This window comes from Nocardia sp. NPDC055029 (assembly GCF_053608525.1).
Genome location: NZ_JBSGVQ010000002.1, coordinates 162820 through 181958, shown reverse-complemented (window position 1 = coordinate 181958; position 19139 = coordinate 162820). Strand labels below are relative to the sequence as shown.

Genomic DNA, 19139 nt, shown 5'->3' with positions numbered 1-19139 from the left:
CGAAATTCTCACGATAGGTACGGAAGTATCGCTACTGGATCAGGTACGGCAGCTCTGGCTCACCGATCGAATGGACCCGACAACCCGCCGAGCTTCCTCGCACACGCCTGGCGGGTGCCGCATCACGAGCTGCCCTCGCGATGCGGACTCGTCCACAGCCACGCGCTGCCCGATACCGCCTGATCCGACGCACCCGCCGTTACTTCCCGCCGGCGGGTGCGTCCCCTCCCCGATCGAATCGAGGACCACCGCCGTGGTCATCGACGTGCTGGTCCTCCAGCCCAAAATCCGGTGGGCATAGGCGTCGATCACGAAGGCCACGCACACCCAGCTCACGCAACTCCGGCGGATACCTCCTCGAACTCACGAACTTCAGACGATGAAGTCTCCCGACCCGCCGGGGCGATTCAGAGTGGTGCAAGTCGCACGCGTGGGACTGATCTGCTCATCAGGCGGATCGCCAGCAGGGCAACCCAGATGCCGCCGGCGAAGATACCGATTCGTTCGATGAGCCCGGCTGGTCCCCCGTCGACCAATTTGGCGATGAGGACGAACACGACATAGGAGGTGGCGACCAGCAGGCCGGTGGCAACCGAATACCGGGACCAGCCGCGACTGTCGAGCGCAGCATCGCGCCGTGCCAGGACGAAGCAGGCCGCAGTCAGCGACGTGAACTGCACCAGACCTAGGAGAATATGAACGGCGCCGTGGATGGTCAGCGCTTCGGATGCTCCTGCTGGATAACCTAGCGACGGGTCGGGAAGGATGGGCCCGATGGCGAAGAAGGTGAAGCCATAGATGCCGAGCAGGATGGGCCCCCAGGTGGAACCACGTCCTGAACGCAGAACCCGCCTCATCCCGATGGCAAAGGCGAGCAGGAGCGTTCCGGTGACGATGTAGTTGGTTATTTGCATCCACCCACCCGGGCCCAGTTCGAGGTTGCTGTCGGGGACAACCCAGGGGTTGTAGTCAGGGCGTATAGCCCCGAGGACGAGAACGACAACAATGTTGAGCAGCGGAGCGATGACACCGCAAGCCAGCAGCAGTCTCGTCGCCGCTGACTTTTCTCCGATACGTGCTGAGGTTTGGGCGGTCTGTGGCTTCGCAGGGCGAACGGTGTCGGTCACGACACGTGTCCTCTCGTCGTCGATCGGGGTGAGGGTTCGAGTTGCGTTCGGCTCGCCGACCGCACCCGAGGTGATCACCACTATCGACCGATCGGTCACCCCGGAGATTGGAAAAATGTTCCCCAGGCCCGGTACCGATCCAGGGCGATGACAGGCAGGCTGTCCGCGTGCAGCGCCCCCGGTGTGCGGTCCGCGAAGATCGCCATATCCCGGCACAGATGGGCCTGATCGGTGTACCCACACACCGCAGCGACGTCGGCGGCGGGCCGGCCGGCCAGCAAACCGACGACCGCGCACCGGAATCGGACCAGCATCGACGCCCGCTTGGGTGTCAGACCGATCTGGGATTCGAACCTCGCCCACAGCCGTTTACGGCTCCATCCGAGGGATTCGGCGAGCTCGCCGACCTTCACCTGGCCACCGGAGGCGAGGATGCGATGCCAGGCGGCGATCACCTCGGGATCCGGCGTCCGCGTCGGCCTGTCGCACTGCGCCAGAAACGATGTCGTCAGTGCGAACCGTTCCTCCCACGTCCCGGCGTCCGCGAGTCGCTCGCGTAGTCGCCGAACCTGCGATCCCCACAGGTCCTCCAACGGGACAACGCCTCGGCCCAGATCGTTTGCGGCGATACCCAGCAGGGAGTGCGCCCGGATCGGCGACATGCGAACCTCCACGCACTCGGCCTGCCTGCTCCGAATGCGCATGGCCGCCATGGGAAGTCCCACGGCGAAACCGCCCAATGCCTGCCGCCCAGCAGCGTCGTCGACAATCAGGTCGCGACCCCCGAACTCGATCACCACGGCGACCGCCGTCGTCGCGGCAACCCGCAAGTCCAACCCGGCGCCACCCACATCGCGGTATCCGATGATCGCGGCACCCGACGGCGCGGCAGGGGACGGACCCGCGAAATCCCAACCAACACCGGGCCCACAGTCGATATCCGCAACTCCCACCCGGTCCAGGCTACGGAAACGTGAAAGCCCTGCGCAGCGCCGACACGATGACCAGCACCATCCGCCCGAGACCGATTGCGAACAGCTAGGTTGCCCACATGAGCACGCCAGAAACCGTGTTGTCTGCCACGGGAACCCGTCGTCGCCTGACCTACCCGATGTTCGCGCTGGTCGTGATCGTCTATCTCGCGATCATCCAGCTCGGCGGCCTGCTGATGACGGAGCTCACCGGTGCCGACGACTTCTTCTCCACGCGCGCGGTGTTCTTCGGCATGATCATCCCGCTGGGTGTGGCACTGGCCTTCACCTACGGCGTGATCGCCTACCTGGGCTGGTTACGGCCGGTCTTGCACGACGACCGGCCGACCCGGTCGTGGGTGCGGATCGTGCCGATCATCTTCATCGTCGCGATCGTCTTCGGCATCAACTACAGCGCACTGGCCGACAAAGGACTGCTGTATGTGCTGGTGCTGCTGATCGCCACCCAGTTCGTCGGCTGGGGTGAGGAAGGCATGTTCCGTGGCATCGGCGTGCTGGTGTTGCGCGATCACGGGCTCACCGAGGGCAGGGTCGCTTTGTGGTCGAGCATCGTGTTCGGCGCGGTGCACCTGGCCAACGGGGTGACGCACGGTGTCAGCGCGCTGCCACAGGCGATCATCGTCAGCCTGGCCGGGTACTTCTTCTATCTGACTCGCCGGGTCAGCCGCGGCAACACGGTCAACTCCGTGCTGCACGGCCTGTTCGACTTCACCTTGCTCACCGGAACGGTCATCCTCGCCGACCAAACCATGTATCCGGGCACCCTGCTGCCGATTCTGGTCTACCCGCTGCTGGCGATCGTGCTGCTCGTCAAGCGCCACAGCATCGAGCCGGCCACGGCTTCCTGACCTACGGAGCCGACGAAACCCGTTCCCGCGAACCGCCACTCGGTTGCGGGGGCCGGGTCTATCCGGCATGTTTGCGGGTAAGTGCGCCGGGGGATCCGGACGGCAACCGGCCGAAGCAACTCGACCAGGAGCGTCACATGCCCGGAGCAGTCCCCCACGCCGCACTGACCCACATCACTGTGGGTCTGGGCTGGGATCCCGTGCGCGCACCCAAGTTCCGGCGGCGCGCGAAAGACATCGACCTCAACGTGGCCGCGCTGTCGTTCATCGGAACACGCTTCGCCGACATCGCCTTTCACGAACAACTGACCTCGCGAGACGGCGCCATCCGCCACCTGGGTGACAGCCTGGACGGCGTCGGCGACGGAGACGACGAGATCATGGTGCTCGACCTGACCCGGCTGGCTACGGACGTCACCACCGTCGTGCTCCTCATCACCTGCTACACCGGACAACGATTCGAGCAGATCGAGAACGCCTTCACCCGTGTCAGCGACAGCGTCACCCGCACCGAACTGGCACGGACCGACCTGGCCACCGCCCGCTCCCACACCGGCCTCGTCCTCGGCAAACTGCACCGCCCCCACAATGATTGGCAGTTCACCCTCATCGCCGAACCCATCTCGGCAGAGCACGTCGTCGACGCCGTCCCCCACCTCACCGCCTACCTGAACTGAACCGCGACTGTCCTCGTCGCAGGCCGTCGCGCGGCGTGGGTCGCCCGTAAGCGTCTAGTAGTGGCACCGCCGACCCGACCGATGATCATTGTGTGATTTGGCAATCGGGGGGCTCGGGCCCATACACGGACCGTGGGCGGGGCACGGTGGGCGTATGCGTCGCCGATGCGCCGCGTGCAAGTCACCGCTTCCGGCCGGGACAAATGCTGACCGGTCAGTGGTCGGCGAACAGCGCGTGCACCTGGTCGACGGCTTCGGTGCCGTAGGCCACGGCGCCCACCGGAACCGCTCCCTTGACCGCCTCGATCACCCGGGCGGTCCAGACGGGGCCGAAACCACCGCACAGTTCGATCAACTGCGCGCCGCCGTCGACCAGTCGCCGCGCCACGTCGACCACCTGGCTCGGATCGTTCACTCCGACGAATACCGAGCGGCAGCCGGGAGTTTCGACGACCGTTTCCCGAGCCGGATTACTGCCGGACGCGGTGTAGATGAATCCCCATGCGGTGAGCGCCATCTCGGTACCTCTCGTAGTGCGGTGGGGCCGCGCTAGGGCGCGACCCGATCGCTCTCCATCTGAGCCGATCGCCGGGCGTCCTGTCCACGAGGCGGCACCGGATGAGCCTGTGGCGGAACCGCACACGCCAGGTCAGCCGCTATCTCGTGGTAGCGGGCAGCGGCGGAATCCGTGGTGTTCCAGACGAGGGCGTAGCGGATGCGGGCTGCCTCGGCGGCAAACGGAATCCACGACAACCCGTCGCCGGGGCGGACATCCCAGGCCGGGCGGAGAGCGAGGACATCGCCTCCGAAACCGAGTTCGGCGGTGAACAACGCTCGGCGCGGCGAACTCTCGCGAATCGCCGCAGGCTGCCAGCCCGCGCGCGTCCAGGATTCGCGGACGGCGTCGTGGTAGCCCGGCGCCGCCGAACGCGCGAACCACAGCAGTGCGCTGCCCTCGAGGTCGGTCCATCGTAGTGCCTGCTGCTGTGCCAGCCGATGCTCGTCCGCTACCACTACACCGAGCTCGACATCGGCGACGACCGCATGCTCCAGTCCAGCCAGGTCGGCGGGCAGCAGGAGCACCCCGGCGTCGAGGGTTCCCGCCCGCAGCGCCGAAAGCTGTTCCGCGGTCTGCATATCGGTGATCTCGGCGACCGGATCACCCGCGGCCTGCCAGATCGCCGCCGCGAACTGAGGCGGCGCTCCGGGCGTCACAGCGACACGAAGAGCGTGGCTCTCCCGCACCGCACGCTGTGCCCGGCGCGTAGCGTCCACCGCTGCCTGCGCGTGCGGCACCAGTCGCAGACCCGCTGGTGTCACCGACATTCCCGCCGCGGTACGCACGAACAGTGCCGCACCGAGCTCGCGTTCCAGCGCGATGATCTGCTGGCTCAGCGAGGTTGGCCGGATCCCGACCAGGTCGGCGGCTCTGGTGAGATTGCGCTCCTCGGCCACCGCGAGGAAATACCGCAACTGTCGCAACTCCACCCGACGACGCTAACGCACTTCAGCGGCGGGGAATCATGCTCCATCGCCCGCGCGAGCAGGAACTCGTCGAGTTCCTCGAGTTCGAGCTGACCGGCCGGCCGCGATGCCGTGCAGCACCTTCACCGAGATGCCCCGCTGGAATCGATCGTTGAGCACGATCAGGCCCTCGAGGAGGTTGCGGCCGAGCCGGTCGGCCTCCTGCACAACAGGTTTCCGAACACCCGCGCCTGCGAGTCCGCCGTCGGCTGTGACTCTCAGCGATGAGGGGCGGTGTTCTCGCAGAATCAGGTGGCGCTGATCCCGACCTCGACGGCACTAGGGCGTGTCGAAAGTGGTGGTCCGGTGAGGTCGGGCTGTCGGTTGCGGTGGTGGAAGATGCGGCACTGGTGCGCGTGTCAGTGACCTGGAGCAGAAGAGGTCTCCGGTAGGAGGTTCAGCAGCCGAGCGGACTTGAAGTGCCGGAGATTTCGTGACCAGGGTGTCGGTCGCGGGGCGGGCGGATATGACCGATGCCGGTGGGCGCGGCTGGAACCGCTGCTGCATAAGGACGATGGACGACATCGGCCGGGTCGTCACCTCTGCCGGTCGGCGGTATCTTCCGGATCGGCCGGTGCCGACAATTCGCGACCGTGTATCAACAAGTCTGTCAGGAGTCCGGGGCAGAGCCGGGCGCGAATTGCCGAGTCCTCATGCAGGCACGTCAGCGCATCGAGCAGCATAATCGGGTCGGTTCCCCAGTAGGCGGCTGGGATCGTCCACTGCTCTTCGGGTCCTGGCCCGGGAAGTCGCCGACGCGCGGCGAGCCAACCGATACGTCGGTGGTGACGCACTCCTGTCTCATGGCAGGTGATAATGATGACATCACCCTCGGGTGTCTCCGCGATGCCGATCTCGATGATGCTGTCCCAGGCGATTTCCTGATCGGTGCCCAGTAACCGGACCCTGATCCAGTGTGGGGAGATCGTGAGCCGCACCAACACGCGAGAGACGACCATCATCGCGGCTATCAGTAGGAAGATCACGCAGAGGGGAATGCCGTACGCAACGGCTTCCCAGAGCCCTTGCAGCGAACCGGCGATTACGGTGATACCGCCGAAAACCGCGCCCGCGGTCATGACCGCCAGCGCGCGCAGCGGGCGGTACCGCAGCACTACAGCATCGGGTTGCCGGGCGGGCAGAACCACCGGTGACAGTTCGGCACGCTCGGCGTAGCGATCGACCAGTCCGATCGCGCCGAGCGGGGCCAGAACCAAGCTGAGCGTCGCGATCGTCGAGTCGTCGATCGCGAATCCGATGACGGCGCACGCCAGGCCGACGACGACCGCCGTTGCCGACGCAGCGGTGCGATAGAAGTGTTCGTCGAATGCCGTTAGCCGCAACGGTAGGGGCACTGTGGGATCGACCTCGGCTTCCGGGGATCGTAGGCCGCCTCGGAGCAGGCGCACCTCGATCCCGATCGTATCCGGGACGGAATTGTCTGCGCCGCGACAAAAGCGGGCCGCCTTGAGTCGCCGACGCCGAGCATGTTCCACTCGGTGAGAAACCAGGGGAACATCGAGCACGACCATGCCGGACTAGCCTGTGGGACCGAATCTCCCGGCTTCTCGCCAGGCGTTGTCGACCTCATCCGGTCGTCGGTGACCGCACTCGAGTTCGGTACCGGTTCGATCCCTGACCTTCGGAAGGCCAGAGGCCGCCCACACCCGCAATCCGTCGTCTTCCCACTGCACCAGGAACTGTCCGCCGTCGGCTCCGATGACGCCCGCGGCGTAGTCGCCGTCGTCGAACTCGACGGTGAAGTCCTCACCCGGATACATCCAGTAGTCCTCGCCCCGAGGTTCGAGCCAGAGAGTCAACATCCTGTCCGAGTGCGAGTTGGACAGGGTGATTTTGGGCACCGGCCGATCCTATGCACTGACGGCTCCGGCGATCATCATGGGCCGCTTGCTCGACACGTCAACAAAAACAAAGTGAAGGCTACCGAACGCACTCGGCATTTTCAGGGCAGTCAGATCGATCGAGCGTTCGAGTCGCCCGCCACGGTCGCAGTGTCTCGCCAACGATTGTTCGCGAGACACTCTGCGGCGAACCAGGTTCCCGCAGGTCGCCTCTGTAACGCTTGCCGTGTACAAACGGAACCTGCGCCGGGTCTAGCGACGTGCCTGTCGCTGGACCCGGGCACGGCCTGCAGGTGTTCAGTGGCCGATACTCTCCAGGTCGGCCACGTCATCATCGGAGAGGGAAAGCCCAGCGCCGACGATGTTCTCACGCAGATGGGCTGTCGATGACGTGCCGGGGATGAGCAGGATGTTCGGTGAGCGCTGCAACAGCCAGGCCAACGCGACCGACATCGGCGTCGCCCCAAGCCGGACCGCGACCCCCGAGAGTGCATCGGACTGTAGCGGCGTGAAGCCCCCCAGCGGGAAGAACGGCACGTAGGCAATGCCGTCGGCGGCGAGCCTGTCGATGAGGTCGTCGTCGTGGCGGTGGGCGAGGTTGTACATGTTCTGCACGCACACGATGGGGGCGATACCGCGCGCCTCGGCGACCTGCTCGGTGGTGACGTTGCTGACACCGAGGTGACGGATCAGTCCCTCGCGCTGGAGTTCGACGAGCGTCTCGAACGCCTCGGCGAGCGAACCAGGCTTGGGGCCTTCGGCATCGCCCATACGCATGTTGACCAGATCGAGGGTCTCGACCCCGAGGGACTGGAGGTTCTCGTGGACCTGCTTGCGCAGATCTTCGGGTCGCCGGGCCGTGGGCCAGCCGCCTTGCGCGTCGCGGTTCGCCCCCACCTTGGTAGCGAGGAACAGCGACTCCGGGTAGGGATGCAACGCCTCACGGATCAGCTCGTTGGTGACGCGCGGTCCGTACGCGTCGCTGGTGTCGACGTGGGTGATACCGGCCGCGACCGCCTCGCGCAATACTGCCAGGGCGCCGTCGTGGTCGGCGGGAGGCCCCATGACCCACGGGCCGGCGAGTTGCATCGCGCCATAACCGAATCGGGTGATGGTCGAGTTGCCCAGCGTCCAGGTGCCGCCGGGAAGTGATGTGGTTGGCGCGTTCATCGTTGTGCCTTTCGCGTTTCGCCGTGGGTGGCGTTTCGGCCTTCCTGGACGAGTATTGAAGAGGTACTTCCCGTTGGGAAGTAGGCACTCTGAAGTGCGTAACTCTCCCACAGGTGAAAGTTGAGATCAGTGAAGCCAACGAAGGCCGCCCAGAGGGCGCAGGCCAAGACGGAGTACAACGCGTTTCTGGCGGTATGCCCCAGCCGCCAGCTCCTCGACCGGATCTCGGACAAGTGGGTCGTGCTGATCCTGTGCGCACTCGGCGGCGACGCAGCAGACAAATCCGACCAGCCCGGTGCATCGGATGCCGCACGAGCGATGCGCTACTCCGAGATCTCCCGCCTGCTGACGGGAGTCAGCCAGAAGATGCTGACCCAGACCCTACGAGCACTCGAACGCGACGGCCTACTCACCCGCACCGTGACGCCAACCGTCCCCGTGACCGTCACCTACGAGCTGACCGACCTCGGCCTCTCACTCCACCACCTGACACGCGACCTCAGGCACTGGGCACAGATCCACATGGATCAGGTCCTTGCCAACCGAGACAAGCACGACGCTCGCACTTCCTGACCCGACACAACCAACCGTCCCGACACCGCCACGCTGTCACACGGAACACTGTCGATTGCGATGAGCCGTCCGGGTCCAATCTGGACCGGACCCGGAAGTGGCTCGTTTCAGGGCGCAACCCACCTCCATGGCCACATGGGTGGACATTCGGTTGGTTCGGGAGAGGGCCGGTCAGGGCAGCAGATACAGGCGTTCGTTCGGCAGGCGGGGAACCCCCGCGCAGTCTCTGGAATCCATGGCTACGGTGCCGGGTCGGCGGGCGGTCACTTCACAGACGAACACCAGCGCGGCCGTCAGGCACGCGACGAAATCCATTCGGATACTGGAGAACTGGATCGTGAGATGGATGTCGGGTTCGTCGGGGCAGGGTGAGTGACCGCCGTGGGTCATCGCCGACGCTCTCCAGGTAGGCACCCCAGGGCGCATTCGATGACGACTGCGCCAGAGGGCCGGAACGCGCTGATGGCCGGGGATTCCCACGTACGGACCATCAGCGGGTCAGGTGCCGGGGACGGCAATGCGATATCGCCTTCGCGGACCACCACCACCCGCGCTTTCCGTAGTCTGGCGACCTGTTCCGGGTCACCGATCGGCCGGATATCGGCCCTGACCAAAAAGGTCCACATGGCGGCGCGGGGGTGGCCGATGATCGGTAACGGCGCGACCCCACGAACATCGAGGCTGGTTTTGACCTGGTACGCCAGATCGGTCGGCATCATCACCGCGCCGACCAACCCGGCCCGCATTGTGATCCGCCCGGTAACCGGGTCGATCACTGTGGGCAGAGAACACACGCGCCGGTAGAACTCGCACCGCGAGCGCGGTGTTTCGGCGAATGCCTGGTCAGGTGGGCTGGTCTGCGTCATCGCTGGCCCCCGGGGTACTCAACTGCCGGGACGTGCAGCCCTATCGGGCTGGTCGCCTCGAGTGGTGTCGGCCCGGGCGCGGTCGTTACCCATCCGGCTTCGCGCATCGCTTCCAACGTGGCCACCAGGTCGGCCAGCGGCGGCCGGGGCGAGGGGGTCGGCGGGGTGAAGTGGCTCATCGGGTCGCCTGCCGTTGCGGGCGACGCTGCCCGGCCGAAATCTGCCACTGCGCACGCCGATTCTGGAAGGCGTCGCCGTTGCGGCGCAACGCGTGCAGGACGCGCGACACACGCCACCTCGGGGTGTTGAGGTTGTGGGCGATCGTGTCGGCGGTCAGCATCCCGCCCCGTTCGAGGAGGGCGAGAACATCGGTTTCGAGGGTGCTGGTCATCGGGTCACCTCTGTCGGCTCGGCGATCTGGGGTCGGCGGCGGCTTCGCGAACCCGGTGTCGGTCGTCATCGTCGGGGTCGCATCAAAGCGCGATGATGACGTTGGGGCTGTTCCAGCACATCTCGTTCGGCGGCACCATGTAAGGCGCGCGCAACGGGTAGGTGTGTGCGCCGGGGGTGTGCGGAATTGGCCGATGGTCGTCACTGTCGAGGTAGCCGTGCCAGACTGCGAATATGGGCCGACACCCCAAGCAGCCAAATCATCAGCTAGCAGAACTACTCGCCGAGATCCGAGTAAGTCGAAAAGGATTTGCGCGCCGAATTGTCGAGCGTGGCAGATCAATCGGCATCGAGCTCCGCTACGACCACACATCGGTCGGTCGATGGCTGACCGGTGAGCATCCGACGCAGCCGGGGCCAAAATTGATCGCAGACGTCCTCACCGAATTGTGTGGTCGTCGTGTGGTGCCAGCCGATTGCGGTATGTCCGGTACAGAGTCGCCTGACTTGGGATTGGAATTCTCGTTGAGCCTCGTGGAGGCGACCGCCTCGGCGACTGCGTTGTGGAGGAGTGATGTGGAGCGTCGCCGGTTCCTGGAGGGCACTGCCTACGCCGTCGCGGTCTACCCAGCCGCAAGCATGCGGTGGCTGACCCTGCCGGGCGCTGAACACCCGGTCTCATCGAGCGGTCTGCGCCGCGTCGGGGTCGCTGATATCGACGCTGTGCGAACGATGACCTGGGCGTTCAGTGATCTCGACAATCAGGTCGGTGGTGGCAAGGTGCGCTCCACGGTTGTGCATTACTTACACACCTCGGTGACACCGCTGCTGCGTGGCAGCTACACCGAACAGATCGGACGGCAGCTGTTCGCTGTAGCGGCCGAGCTGACGAAACTGGCGGGCTGGGCCGCCTACGACCTAGAAGAACATGGCCTCGCGCAAAGGTACTTGATCCAGTCGCTGCGGATGGCACGTGCAGCAGGAGATGCGGCGCTCAGCGCGGAGATTCTTGCCGCGATGAGTCATCAGGCAACCTACGTCGGCCGCCCCGGTGACGCGATCGATCTCGCTCGGGCGGCACGGATCGCGGCGCGCTCTGCGGGCCTGCCGACATTGGAGGCCGGTTGCCATATGGTCGAAGCGCATGGGCATGCCGCGCGGTCCGACGAGCGGTCCTGCGGTGCATCGCTCAACGAGGCGGAGCGCGCGTTCGATCGGGGCGAGGCGAACCGCCCCAACTGGCTGACCTACCTCGACTCGGCGTATATGTCGGCCAAAGCCGGTCAATGCTTCCAGGATCTCGGCGAGCACGATCGTGCAGCGAGACTGGCGCGGGCGTCGCTGGATATGAGCGATGGGTACCAGCGTGGCCGCGTATTCAACTTGTGCTTGCTCGCGTCGAGCCTCGCGGCGGAAGACCCGCGCGAAGCGGTCCGGGTAGGTTCACAGGCGCTCGAATTGTCTGGTGGCATGGAGTCCCGCCGAACGCACGCCTACCTGCGCGATGTGCGGGCACGCCTCGCCTCTTACGAGGAAATGCCAGAAGTCGCGGACTTCCGTCAACGGGTGGCGGCGGCTAAGTCAGTGTGAGCGCTCGGTACACGCCGACTACCGTTGCCGCACCGATGATTTCGCCACGGTCGATCATCCGCACAGCCTCATCGAGCGGTACCCACCGAATCGCCTCGGCTTCATTGATGTCCGGGCGTGTGTCAGTGAGGTCGGCACCTCGAGCAAGATACACCTCCTGCGGCTGGTCAAGCGTGCCGATCGCGGGTTGGTAGGTCACCAGGTGTTGCATGGTGCGCGGACGCCACCCGGTTTCTTCCTCGACTTCGCGGGCCGCCGCCGAGGCCACGTCTTCGGCGTGGTCGACATACCCGCCAGGCAGCTCCCAAACCCACTGGTCGATGATCCACCGGTGCCGGTACATCAGCAGCACCTCGCGGGAGTCATTGAGCACCAGGGTCATCGCGCACCGTGGCATCCTGACGACGTACTGGGTGAACTCCACCCCATCCGGCAGACGGATATCGGCGGTCGACAACCGGATGTGCCGGTTCTCGTCGAGTACCTGCTCACCGAGGATTGTCCACTGGGTATCCCTCATACCGTCGACGGTAATGGAATGCGATGGCAGAACGGAATTGCCGAGTTCGGAGTTCCGTCAGATCGGACCGACTTCGATGGCCGATCCGCAGGAGGTCGTAGCCGCCGATGTCCAGCGGGTCGAGTTGAGACCTGATCGCCCGGCATCAAACTTTGCTGGAAATCGAGGGTGGTCAAGCGTTGCGGGGCGTCGATCCTACGGCTCTCGCCAGCCGCTGGCCTCACTTGCCTGTGCTCGCCGGCTTCGCGCTTGGCGGTCATCCACAGGCCCGGAACAGCACGCGCGATCAGCGGCATTACCGAGCGTCCCGGGCTGCTACCTATGGGTTTGGTCTTGGCCGTCGGCGGCCTCGGTGAGTTGGCTGGCCAGGGCGCGTACAGCGTCGTTGAGTGTGTCGGGGTGCTCGATGATGAACGGGCGGTTCAGGCCGGCGAGCAGGGCGGGAATCCAGTCCAGTTGTTCGGCGCGGATTCGGATCCGGACCCACGGGTTGGTGTCAGCGGGCTGCGAGTCGATCTCATGCACGGTCGCGATCGTCGCAGGGAGCAGCGGGCGGACCTGGGTGAGTGTGCCCTGGACTCGGATCGATACCTCGTGCCGATAGGGCGCGTTGGCCAATGCGGACAGCAGATGAGCGGCCGGCTCGAATCCGGTGGGCGGAGCGAACGTTCCGGGCTGTGTGCTCACCGCGGTGATGCGGTCCAGCCGGAACTGGCGTAGTTCGTCGCTGTTGCTGTCCATCCCTGTCAGATACCACCGGCCGGAGTGGTCGACGAGCCCGTAGGGGTGCACGGTTCGTTGGCTGGACCGCCCGTTTCGGTCGGTGTACCCGATTGCGACCGGTCGGTGCTCGCGGGTGGCCTCGGCGAGCCGGAGCAGGACGGCAGTCTCGACAGCCGCTTCCGGGCGCGCGTCGGCGGTGAATTCGACGGTGTTGATCAGTGCGTCCAGCCGGGCCGTCAGACGTGGGGGTAGGACGCGGCGGAGTTTGGCCGTCGCGCTGTCGGCTGCGCGGGCGGCCGCTGTCGGCCGGTCGGCGCCGCGGCTGGTGAGGAGCCCGAGTAACACGGCCACCGCCTCGTCGTCGGTCAGCATCAACGGTGGCATTCGGTATCCGGGAGCGAGCCGGTATCCCCCGTAGCGGCCCCGCACCGATCGGACCGGGATATCCAGGTCGGTGAGATGGGTGACGTATCGCCTGACGGTGCGTTCATCGACGCCGAGCCGTCCGGCGAGTTCGCCGACGGTATGAGTACCGCCGGTCTGCAACAGCTCGAGCAGGGCCAGCACTCGGGCGGTGGGGCGCGTCATCGGGAAATTCTCGCATCCACACCGGGCGGAAACTGTCCGGTATCGGCTCTACCGTGGCGTGCGGCGGTGGAACCTCCGCCTCATCCGACAGCAGGAGCACACCATGAAGCTCGTCTCGATCCGTCTGATCACCGACGACATCCAGCGGCTGGTCAGTTTCTATCGCCACGTGACCGGCGTCGAAGCACACTGGGCTACACCGGATTTCGCCGAAATCGTCACACCAGCCGGCACCCTCGCGATCGGAAGCACCCGCACCGTGGCCCTGTTCGCTGCGGGCAGCGCGCACCCAGCCGACAATCACTCGGCGATCATCGAATTCCTGGTCGCCGACGTCGATGCCGATTACCGGCGGTTGCGAGAGACGGTCGAGGATTTCGTCAACGAGCCCACGACGATGCCGTGGGGGAACCGGTCGTTGCTGTTTCGCGATCCCGACGGCAACCTGATCAACCTCTTCACCCCGGTCACCGAGCAGGCCGCCGCGAAGTTCGCCGGTTGAAATCCGCTCATCGGCATCTCAGGATGCTTATACCGACATCGAGATCCTTTACCGGACAACGAAATTCGTATCCGTGGGTGAAGTCGAACACCCACCTGAGGGTCTTACCCCGGGATATTCTGGAGGTATGAGCACCTCGGAGGCGGTCCCGCACCCACCGGTCGCTGTTTTCCGCGAACCGAGGGCTGGGGGAACCGTCCCGAATCTGGACGTTCGTATACAGGCTGAGGCGCAACGGACTGCGATGGCATTGGACGAGGTCCCCACCCATGCCGGTCCGGTCGAGCGCACCACAGCGCTACAGCGGGCTGCTGCCGCGGCCGGCGGGCTGGTCGACGCCATAGCGGCGGAGACCGAGATGGTGGTTGGCGAGGATTTGCCTGCCGAGTCGGTGAGTCAGTCGTTCTTCCGAGTCCGTGAGGTGGACTTGTCCGATCAGCAGGCAGCTCTGCACGGTGCTCTCGTCATCCATCGCGGTGTGCGGGACCTGAGCAGAGCCCCGCTCTCGGGTGCCGATCTGGCGGTAGAGACCGCGGGTATGCGGCAGGCCGTACTCGATCTCACCGGCGCCGCAGGGGATGACGGACCGTCCCTTGACTTCTCGACCAGTCCCGAGATTTCTGACGGAATTTCGCTGGAGGACGAGTGGACAGCCCGTTGGCTCGTCGGGCACCAGGTCCACGTTCTGTTCAACATCTGCGCAGCGGTCGCGGTGACCGACGCCGCGCATCATCTGCGCCACGGGGCGGGCGAGGCTGCACTGACACGGCTCGCACACGCGACCACCTACGTGCGTGGGTTTCCCGCTGCGATGATCCATGCCAGCACGATTCCGGTGGACTACTATCTGGCGGCTGTCCGCCCCACCATGCAGCCGCCAGAGGTCGCGACCCCGCTGAGTGGCCGACAGCACCGCGGCTACAAAACGTTCCGCGCCGCGATGAGAGACCTGCTCAAAGCTGTACCCGACACCTACGAGCAGTTGGTCGCGCGCGATCCGGAACTCGCCGACGCCCGGGACGCGCTGCTCGAGGCCGACCTCATCGACAGCGAACGCCATGTCACCCTCGCGTATTCGATGGTCCGGCTACGCCGCTCCATCGCGCAGCTGCCGACCGGCCCGGACAACGCAGTCGGCGAACTCCGGCTGATGCGGCACCGGCGGGCTGCCCAGTACGCACCGTTGATCCGATTCGGGGACCATTACATCGCCGACGCGGTGTCTGCACTACGGCACGGATGACAGTCCTGTGCGCTGCGCCACCTCGATCTGAGAACAGTTGCCCTGCCGCTGATGTGCTGAACCGGGAGAGAGCGTCGATGCACGAAATCGCTGACACCGTCGACTTCGCGGACCTGGAGTTGACTCCTGCTGATACAGCCGAGATCGACCGACTCGCTCGAACCCTGTGCACGGGAGACCACGACCGGGTGGACGACCCTGCGTGGGTCGCGCGGGCACGTCATTCCTGGGATGCGTTGCCGCTGAGGCTGCGTCGCGGCGTTCGGCAGTTCCGCCGGCACTCGGGACCGCTGGGGTCACTGGTGATCCATGGCCTGCCGGTCGACGAGACGATGCTGCCCGCCACACCCTCGACATCGGATTCGGTGCAGCGTGCGGCGATCGTCTCCGCTGCCGTACTCACCATGGTCGCCTGCGGACTCGGTGACCCAGTCGCGTATCTGGCCGAGAAGTCCGGTGCCCTCGTGCAGGATGTCGTACCGGTGCGTGGCAAGGAATCCTTCTCGGGAAACGCCGGTTCGGTGTTGCTGACCTTCCACAACGAGAACGCCTTCCACCTGCACGAACCCGACTATGTGCTGCTGCTGTGCCTGCGCGCCGACCACGACCGGGTTGCCGGTCTGCGTACCGCCTGCATTCGGCAGGTACTGCCCTTGCTCAGCGAAGCGACCCGGGAAACGTTGTTCGCACCAGAATTCATCACCGCACCGCCGCCCTCCTTCCCCTCGGACGACACCGCGCGCTCACCCCAGCCGCTGCTTTCCGGCGCCATCGACGACCCCGACATCCGGATGGCCACGATCGCGACGACCGCGCTGACACCGCGCGCCGAGGCAGCACTGACCGAATTCGGCCAAGCCTGCAACTCTGTCGCCCGCACCACGGTACTCACACCCGGCGACCTGGCCATTATCGACAATCGGGTCACTGTCCATGGCCGCACCGCCTTCCAACCTCGCTACGACGGCGCCGACCGCTGGGTGCAACGCACGTTCGCCATCGCCGACCTGCGCCGCTCCCGCGACCACCGGGCACACGACGGATACATCCTCACCCGCTGATCCGGGTTTCCCGAGACTTGGGGCAGCCCGCTGATCCGCGCCCGAGCAGTACCGACCGAGTCGCCGACCGGGTGACCATTCGCATCCCAGCGCGTCCAGGTGAGCGGTCAGAGGGCGAGCATGGCGGCAGCGACCTCGTTGGCAGCGGCAACCCGCAGGGCGGTACCCATGTCGTCGAGGACGAGCAGTCGCGCCGCGGGGATCTCGGCGGCGAGGACCTCGCCGTTGCCGACCGGGAAGAACGGGTCGGCGCGACCGTGCACCACGAGCGTGGGGACGTCGAGCTCACCGAGCCGCTCCCGCCATCGGGGGGTGCAATCGATCCGGGAGAACACCATCCCGAGCTGGTTCGCCTGGTGCACCGTGGGATTGCTCGACGGCGTCCGGTCCCAGATTCGGGCCGCCCTCGCCTTCGCCTCCTCCGGATCGTTGCCCATCGCCTCGGCACCCTCGGCGGCGAACGCTGCCACGGCATCCCGGTCGGTCCAGTCCGGCCGCGGCCGAGAGAACAGCGCGGCCATGATCGCAGCGTCGTGGTCCGGCAGATCCTCGTCGACCGGGCCCGGCGCCACCGGCCTGGTGCCGACGAGGGTCAGTGAGGAGAACACGTCCGGATGTTCCAGCGCGGCGACCTGAGCGACCATCCCACCGCCGCCGACCCCACCGAGATGTGCGGTCCCGGCACCGAGCACCCCGACCAGCGCGGCCGCGTCGGCGGCGAGATCCCGCAGGTCGTAGGCCGGATTCTCCGGGTCGAGGGTCGTCGACGCGCCGGAGTCACGCAGGTCGTAGCGGACCACGCGCCGCCCGCCCGAGGCGAGCCGCTCGCACAGCGCGTCGGGCCAGGACAACATCGTCGTGCCGCCGACCAGCAGGACCAGCGAATCGTCCGCACGGCCGAATTTCTCGACGCCGAGATCCACACCGTTCGCTCGTACCAAGGTCATGCCTGGACTCCTGTCTGTCGATATCTTCAGAGGTATCGACGACGGATACACCCGAAAGTCATCGGTGCAGCCGAAATCGTGCTGGACCAGAACAACGGGCTCAGGGCTCAGGCGCGCAGCAGTGCGGCTTGGACCTGGCGCAGGCGGTCGACGTCACCGCGGAAGCCGGCCACGGCGTCGTTGTACAGGAATGCTTCCCAGAGTCTGACCAGTGCGTAAGCCAAGGTGGCGCGTTCGATCGGCGGGCGATAGCCCTGTTCCTCGGCGCGCTCGATGAGACCTTCCACGACGGCGACCGCGGCTTGGTGGACGGGACCGTCGCTGCGGGTGATCAAGCGCAGCGCCCCGGTCGACTCGTTGTCGAAATAGGTGCGCAGCGAGTCGTCCTCGACCAGCCAGTGGATGCAGCGATCGAGGATCTCGTTGAGGCGTTCGGCACCGGTGGTGTCACTGGCGCGATCGGCGTAGGCGACCATCCGCTCGAGCTGGCGGGCGATCGCCGCGCCGAGCAGCCCGTCGCGGGAGCCGAACCACCGGTAGATGCTGGTGCGGCCGAGGCCGAGCTGGGCGGCGATGGCGTTCACGTCGACGCGATTGCCGGACAGGAAGACCTCGACCGCGGCTCGCAGCACGTCGTCACGGCTGGCCGCGGCAGGGCGTCCCGGCGCTCTCGTCCCCTCGGCTCGCGTCACATCGCACAGCATAAGCGCTCCTTCGCGGCTACCATTTGATACATACGCATCTCTGTGTAACATACTCGACCATGCAACTGGCACTCACCGAGGACGAGCTCGCCTTCCGCGACGAGCTACGTGCTTTCTTCCGGGACGAAATCCCCGCCGACATCCGTAATCGAGCCAGGCACATGGCCGAACTCAGCAAGGACGACATCGTCACGACCCAGCGCATCCTGCATGCGCACGGGCTGGCTGTGCCGCATTGGCCGGTCGAATGGGGTGGCCGCGACTGGACCCCGATCCAGCGCCACATCTGGCACGACGAAATGCAGCTCGCGTCGGTCCCGGAGCCGCTCACGTTCAACACCAACATGATCGGGCCGGTGATCGCGCAGTTCGGCTCGCAGGAGATGAAGCAGCGCTTCCTGCCCGCCACCGCGAACCTCGACATCTGGTGGTGCCAGGGCTTCTCCGAGCCCGACGCCGGTTCCGACCTGGCCTCGCTGCGCACCGTCGCCGTTCGGGACGGCGACGAGTACGTGATCAACGGCCAGAAGACCTGGACCACCGCCGCCCAGAGCGCGGACTGGATGTTCTGCCTGGCCCGCACCGACCCGGACGCACCCAAGAAGCAGGCAGGCATCTCGATGCTGCTGTTCCCCCTGGACTCCCCCGGTGTCACCGTCCGGCCGATCGAGCTGATCGACGGCGGTTTCGAAGTCAACGAGGTCTTCCTGGAGAACGTGCGGGTGCCCGCCGACCAGCTCGTCGGCGTGGAGAACCAGGGCTGGACCTACGCCAAGTTCCTGCTCGGCAACGAGCGCACCGGCATCGCCGCCGTCGGGCAGACCAAGGTGCGGCTGTGGCTGGCCAAGGAATACGCCAAGCAGACCCGGCTCGACACCGGCACCCTGCTCGACGATCCGGTCTTCGCCGCCCGCATCGCCGACCTCGAAAACGAGCTGCTGGCACTGGAACTCGTCCAGATGCGGGTTGTCGCGGGCTCGGCCGACGGCGCCCCGAATCCGGTGTCCTCGATTCTCAAACTCCGCGGCACCGAACTGCAGCAGGCCGTCACCGAACTGTTCGTCGACATCGCGGGCCCGGAATCCCTCGCCGCCGAAGCCGACACCCCGGACTGGGCACGCCGCAGCACCGCCACCTACCTGAACTACCGCAAGACATCGATCTACGGAGGATCCAACGAGGTGCAGCGCAGCATCATCGCTTCGACGATCCTCGGACTGTGAGGCACCGCC

At 66.0% G+C, this 19139-nt stretch carries 23 protein-coding genes; 8 read left to right on the top strand and 15 right to left on the bottom strand.

Features of this window, described 5'->3' with window-relative positions; all coding sequences use genetic code 11:
- Window positions 1-407: 407 nt before the first annotated feature.
- A complete protein-coding gene (locus ACWF9G_RS02750) occupies window positions 408-1226 on the bottom strand; it encodes a DUF998 domain-containing protein (RefSeq protein WP_452513185.1) in 819 nt (272 codons plus the stop codon).
- Complete coding sequence (locus ACWF9G_RS02745) at window positions 1223-2080, bottom strand: helix-turn-helix domain-containing protein (RefSeq protein ID WP_452513183.1); 858 nt, start codon at window positions 2078-2080, stop codon at window positions 1223-1225. Before ACWF9G_RS02745 ends, ACWF9G_RS02750 begins: the two co-directional genes overlap by 4 nt.
- A gap of 98 nt (window positions 2081-2178) precedes the next feature.
- On the opposite strand from ACWF9G_RS02745, the gene ACWF9G_RS02740 reads away from it, so the two are divergent.
- Complete coding sequence (locus ACWF9G_RS02740; protein WP_452513181.1) at window positions 2179-2967, top strand: CPBP family glutamic-type intramembrane protease; 789 nt, start codon at window positions 2179-2181, stop codon at window positions 2965-2967.
- Between the two features lie 137 nt (window positions 2968-3104).
- Entirely contained in the window at window positions 3105-3644 is a 540-nt protein-coding gene (locus tag ACWF9G_RS02735) for a TerD family protein (RefSeq protein ID WP_452513180.1), read from the top strand.
- Between the two features lie 214 nt (window positions 3645-3858).
- Here ACWF9G_RS02735 and ACWF9G_RS02730 read toward each other — a convergent pair whose 3' ends face one another.
- From ACWF9G_RS02730 to ACWF9G_RS02705, 6 genes are all read right to left on the bottom strand, one after another.
- Window positions 3859-4161 carry a DUF6506 family protein gene (locus ACWF9G_RS02730; RefSeq protein WP_452513177.1) on the bottom strand — a complete coding sequence of 101 codons (303 nt, stop codon included), beginning with the start codon at window positions 4159-4161 and terminating at the stop codon, window positions 3859-3861.
- A 32-nt stretch (window positions 4162-4193) separates the two neighbouring features.
- Window positions 4194-5132, bottom strand: a complete 939-nt coding sequence (locus ACWF9G_RS02725) for a LysR family transcriptional regulator (protein ID WP_452513174.1) — start codon at window positions 5130-5132, stop codon at window positions 4194-4196.
- Between the two features lie 33 nt (window positions 5133-5165).
- The gene (locus tag ACWF9G_RS02720) at window positions 5166-5336 is read right to left on the bottom strand and encodes a hypothetical protein (RefSeq protein WP_452513172.1); all 171 of its coding nucleotides are present in this window, start codon (window positions 5334-5336) and stop codon (window positions 5166-5168) included.
- Between the two features lie 368 nt (window positions 5337-5704).
- On the bottom strand, window positions 5705-6700 hold the full coding sequence (locus ACWF9G_RS02715) for a hypothetical protein (RefSeq protein WP_452513171.1): 996 nt from the start codon (window positions 6698-6700) through the stop codon (window positions 5705-5707).
- Between the two features lie 6 nt (window positions 6701-6706).
- Window positions 6707-7030, bottom strand: a complete 324-nt coding sequence (locus ACWF9G_RS02710) for a hypothetical protein (protein ID WP_452496817.1) — start codon at window positions 7028-7030, stop codon at window positions 6707-6709.
- 297 nt (window positions 7031-7327) lie between these two features.
- The gene (locus ACWF9G_RS02705; RefSeq protein ID WP_452513169.1) at window positions 7328-8200 is read right to left on the bottom strand and encodes an aldo/keto reductase family oxidoreductase; all 873 of its coding nucleotides are present in this window, start codon (window positions 8198-8200) and stop codon (window positions 7328-7330) included.
- A gap of 129 nt (window positions 8201-8329) precedes the next feature.
- On the opposite strand from ACWF9G_RS02705, the gene ACWF9G_RS02700 reads away from it, so the two are divergent.
- The gene (locus tag ACWF9G_RS02700) at window positions 8330-8773 is read left to right on the top strand and encodes a winged helix-turn-helix transcriptional regulator (RefSeq protein WP_452513167.1); all 444 of its coding nucleotides are present in this window, start codon (window positions 8330-8332) and stop codon (window positions 8771-8773) included.
- A 171-nt stretch (window positions 8774-8944) separates the two neighbouring features.
- Here ACWF9G_RS02700 and ACWF9G_RS02695 read toward each other — a convergent pair whose 3' ends face one another.
- The 3 genes from ACWF9G_RS02695 to ACWF9G_RS02685 form a co-directional block, all read right to left on the bottom strand.
- Entirely contained in the window at window positions 8945-9088 is a 144-nt protein-coding gene (locus tag ACWF9G_RS02695; protein ID WP_452513166.1) for a hypothetical protein, read from the bottom strand.
- Window positions 9089-9159: 71 nt separating this feature from the next.
- A complete protein-coding gene (locus tag ACWF9G_RS02690) occupies window positions 9160-9639 on the bottom strand; it encodes a DNA-directed RNA polymerase subunit beta (RefSeq protein WP_452513164.1) in 480 nt (159 codons plus the stop codon).
- 175 nt (window positions 9640-9814) lie between these two features.
- Window positions 9815-10030 carry a hypothetical protein gene (locus ACWF9G_RS02685; RefSeq protein WP_452513162.1) on the bottom strand — a complete coding sequence of 72 codons (216 nt, stop codon included), beginning with the start codon at window positions 10028-10030 and terminating at the stop codon, window positions 9815-9817.
- Window positions 10031-10263: 233 nt separating this feature from the next.
- Here ACWF9G_RS02685 and ACWF9G_RS02680 point away from each other — a divergent pair, with 233 nt between their 5' ends.
- Window positions 10264-11619, top strand: coding sequence for a hypothetical protein (locus ACWF9G_RS02680; RefSeq protein WP_452513160.1), 1356 nt, complete (start codon window positions 10264-10266; stop codon window positions 11617-11619).
- On the opposite strand, the gene ACWF9G_RS02675 is transcribed toward ACWF9G_RS02680, so the two are convergent.
- Window positions 11606-12001, bottom strand: a complete 396-nt coding sequence (locus ACWF9G_RS02675; RefSeq protein WP_452513159.1) for an NUDIX hydrolase — start codon at window positions 11999-12001, stop codon at window positions 11606-11608. The two genes, ACWF9G_RS02680 and ACWF9G_RS02675, sit on opposite strands and share 14 nt — an antisense overlap.
- Before the next feature lie 453 nt (window positions 12002-12454).
- Window positions 12455-13450: a helix-turn-helix transcriptional regulator gene (locus ACWF9G_RS02670; RefSeq protein ID WP_452513157.1), complete on the bottom strand. Its 996-nt coding sequence runs from the start codon at window positions 13448-13450 to the stop codon at window positions 12455-12457.
- 103 nt (window positions 13451-13553) lie between these two features.
- Here ACWF9G_RS02670 and ACWF9G_RS02665 point away from each other — a divergent pair, with 103 nt between their 5' ends.
- From ACWF9G_RS02665 to ACWF9G_RS02655, 3 genes are all read left to right on the top strand, one after another.
- The gene (locus ACWF9G_RS02665) at window positions 13554-13952 is read left to right on the top strand and encodes a VOC family protein (protein WP_452513155.1); all 399 of its coding nucleotides are present in this window, start codon (window positions 13554-13556) and stop codon (window positions 13950-13952) included.
- A 244-nt stretch (window positions 13953-14196) separates the two neighbouring features.
- Window positions 14197-15195, top strand: coding sequence for a hypothetical protein (locus tag ACWF9G_RS02660; protein WP_452513153.1), 999 nt, complete (start codon window positions 14197-14199; stop codon window positions 15193-15195).
- Window positions 15196-15272: 77 nt separating this feature from the next.
- Complete coding sequence (locus ACWF9G_RS02655) at window positions 15273-16256, top strand: TauD/TfdA family dioxygenase (protein ID WP_452513151.1); 984 nt, start codon at window positions 15273-15275, stop codon at window positions 16254-16256.
- A gap of 107 nt (window positions 16257-16363) precedes the next feature.
- On the opposite strand, the gene ACWF9G_RS02650 is transcribed toward ACWF9G_RS02655, so the two are convergent.
- Window positions 16364-17203: an alpha/beta fold hydrolase gene (locus ACWF9G_RS02650; RefSeq protein ID WP_452513149.1), complete on the bottom strand. Its 840-nt coding sequence runs from the start codon at window positions 17201-17203 to the stop codon at window positions 16364-16366.
- Window positions 17204-17310: 107 nt separating this feature from the next.
- A complete protein-coding gene (locus tag ACWF9G_RS02645) occupies window positions 17311-17895 on the bottom strand; it encodes a QsdR family transcriptional regulator (RefSeq protein ID WP_452513147.1) in 585 nt (194 codons plus the stop codon).
- Window positions 17896-17966: 71 nt separating this feature from the next.
- Between ACWF9G_RS02645 and ACWF9G_RS02640 the strand changes: the two genes are divergently transcribed.
- Window positions 17967-19130, top strand: a complete 1164-nt coding sequence (locus tag ACWF9G_RS02640) for an acyl-CoA dehydrogenase family protein (protein ID WP_379305842.1) — start codon at window positions 17967-17969, stop codon at window positions 19128-19130.
- Window positions 19131-19139: the final 9 nt, after the last annotated feature.

Bases quoted from the DNA above. Each gene is read 5' to 3' on its own strand.
- ACWF9G_RS02740 (WP_452513181.1), top strand. From the start codon at position 2,179: ATGAGCACGCCAGAAACCGTGTTGTCTGCCACGGGAACCCGTCGTCGC.
- ACWF9G_RS02735 (WP_452513180.1), top strand. From the start codon at position 3,105: ATGCCCGGAGCAGTCCCCCACGCCGCACTGACCCACATCACTGTGGGT.
- ACWF9G_RS02730 (WP_452513177.1), bottom strand. From the start codon at position 4,161: ATGGCGCTCACCGCATGGGGATTCATCTACACCGCGTCCGGCAGTAAT.
- ACWF9G_RS02715 (WP_452513171.1), bottom strand. From the start codon at position 6,700: ATGGTCGTGCTCGATGTTCCCCTGGTTTCTCACCGAGTGGAACATGCT.
- ACWF9G_RS02705 (WP_452513169.1), bottom strand. From the start codon at position 8,200: ATGAACGCGCCAACCACATCACTTCCCGGCGGCACCTGGACGCTGGGC.
- ACWF9G_RS02695 (WP_452513166.1), bottom strand. From the start codon at position 9,088: ATGGATTTCGTCGCGTGCCTGACGGCCGCGCTGGTGTTCGTCTGTGAA.
- ACWF9G_RS02690 (WP_452513164.1), bottom strand. From the start codon at position 9,639: ATGACGCAGACCAGCCCACCTGACCAGGCATTCGCCGAAACACCGCGC.
- ACWF9G_RS02685 (WP_452513162.1), bottom strand. From the start codon at position 10,030: ATGACCAGCACCCTCGAAACCGATGTTCTCGCCCTCCTCGAACGGGGC.
- ACWF9G_RS02680 (WP_452513160.1), top strand. From the start codon at position 10,264: ATGGGCCGACACCCCAAGCAGCCAAATCATCAGCTAGCAGAACTACTC.
- ACWF9G_RS02675 (WP_452513159.1), bottom strand. From the start codon at position 12,001: ATGACCCTGGTGCTCAATGACTCCCGCGAGGTGCTGCTGATGTACCGG.
- ACWF9G_RS02670 (WP_452513157.1), bottom strand. From the start codon at position 13,450: ATGACGCGCCCCACCGCCCGAGTGCTGGCCCTGCTCGAGCTGTTGCAG.
- ACWF9G_RS02665 (WP_452513155.1), top strand. From the start codon at position 13,554: ATGAAGCTCGTCTCGATCCGTCTGATCACCGACGACATCCAGCGGCTG.
- ACWF9G_RS02660 (WP_452513153.1), top strand. From the start codon at position 14,197: ATGGCATTGGACGAGGTCCCCACCCATGCCGGTCCGGTCGAGCGCACC.
- ACWF9G_RS02655 (WP_452513151.1), top strand. From the start codon at position 15,273: ATGCACGAAATCGCTGACACCGTCGACTTCGCGGACCTGGAGTTGACT.
- ACWF9G_RS02650 (WP_452513149.1), bottom strand. From the start codon at position 17,203: ATGACCTTGGTACGAGCGAACGGTGTGGATCTCGGCGTCGAGAAATTC.
- ACWF9G_RS02640 (WP_379305842.1), top strand. From the start codon at position 17,967: ATGCAACTGGCACTCACCGAGGACGAGCTCGCCTTCCGCGACGAGCTA.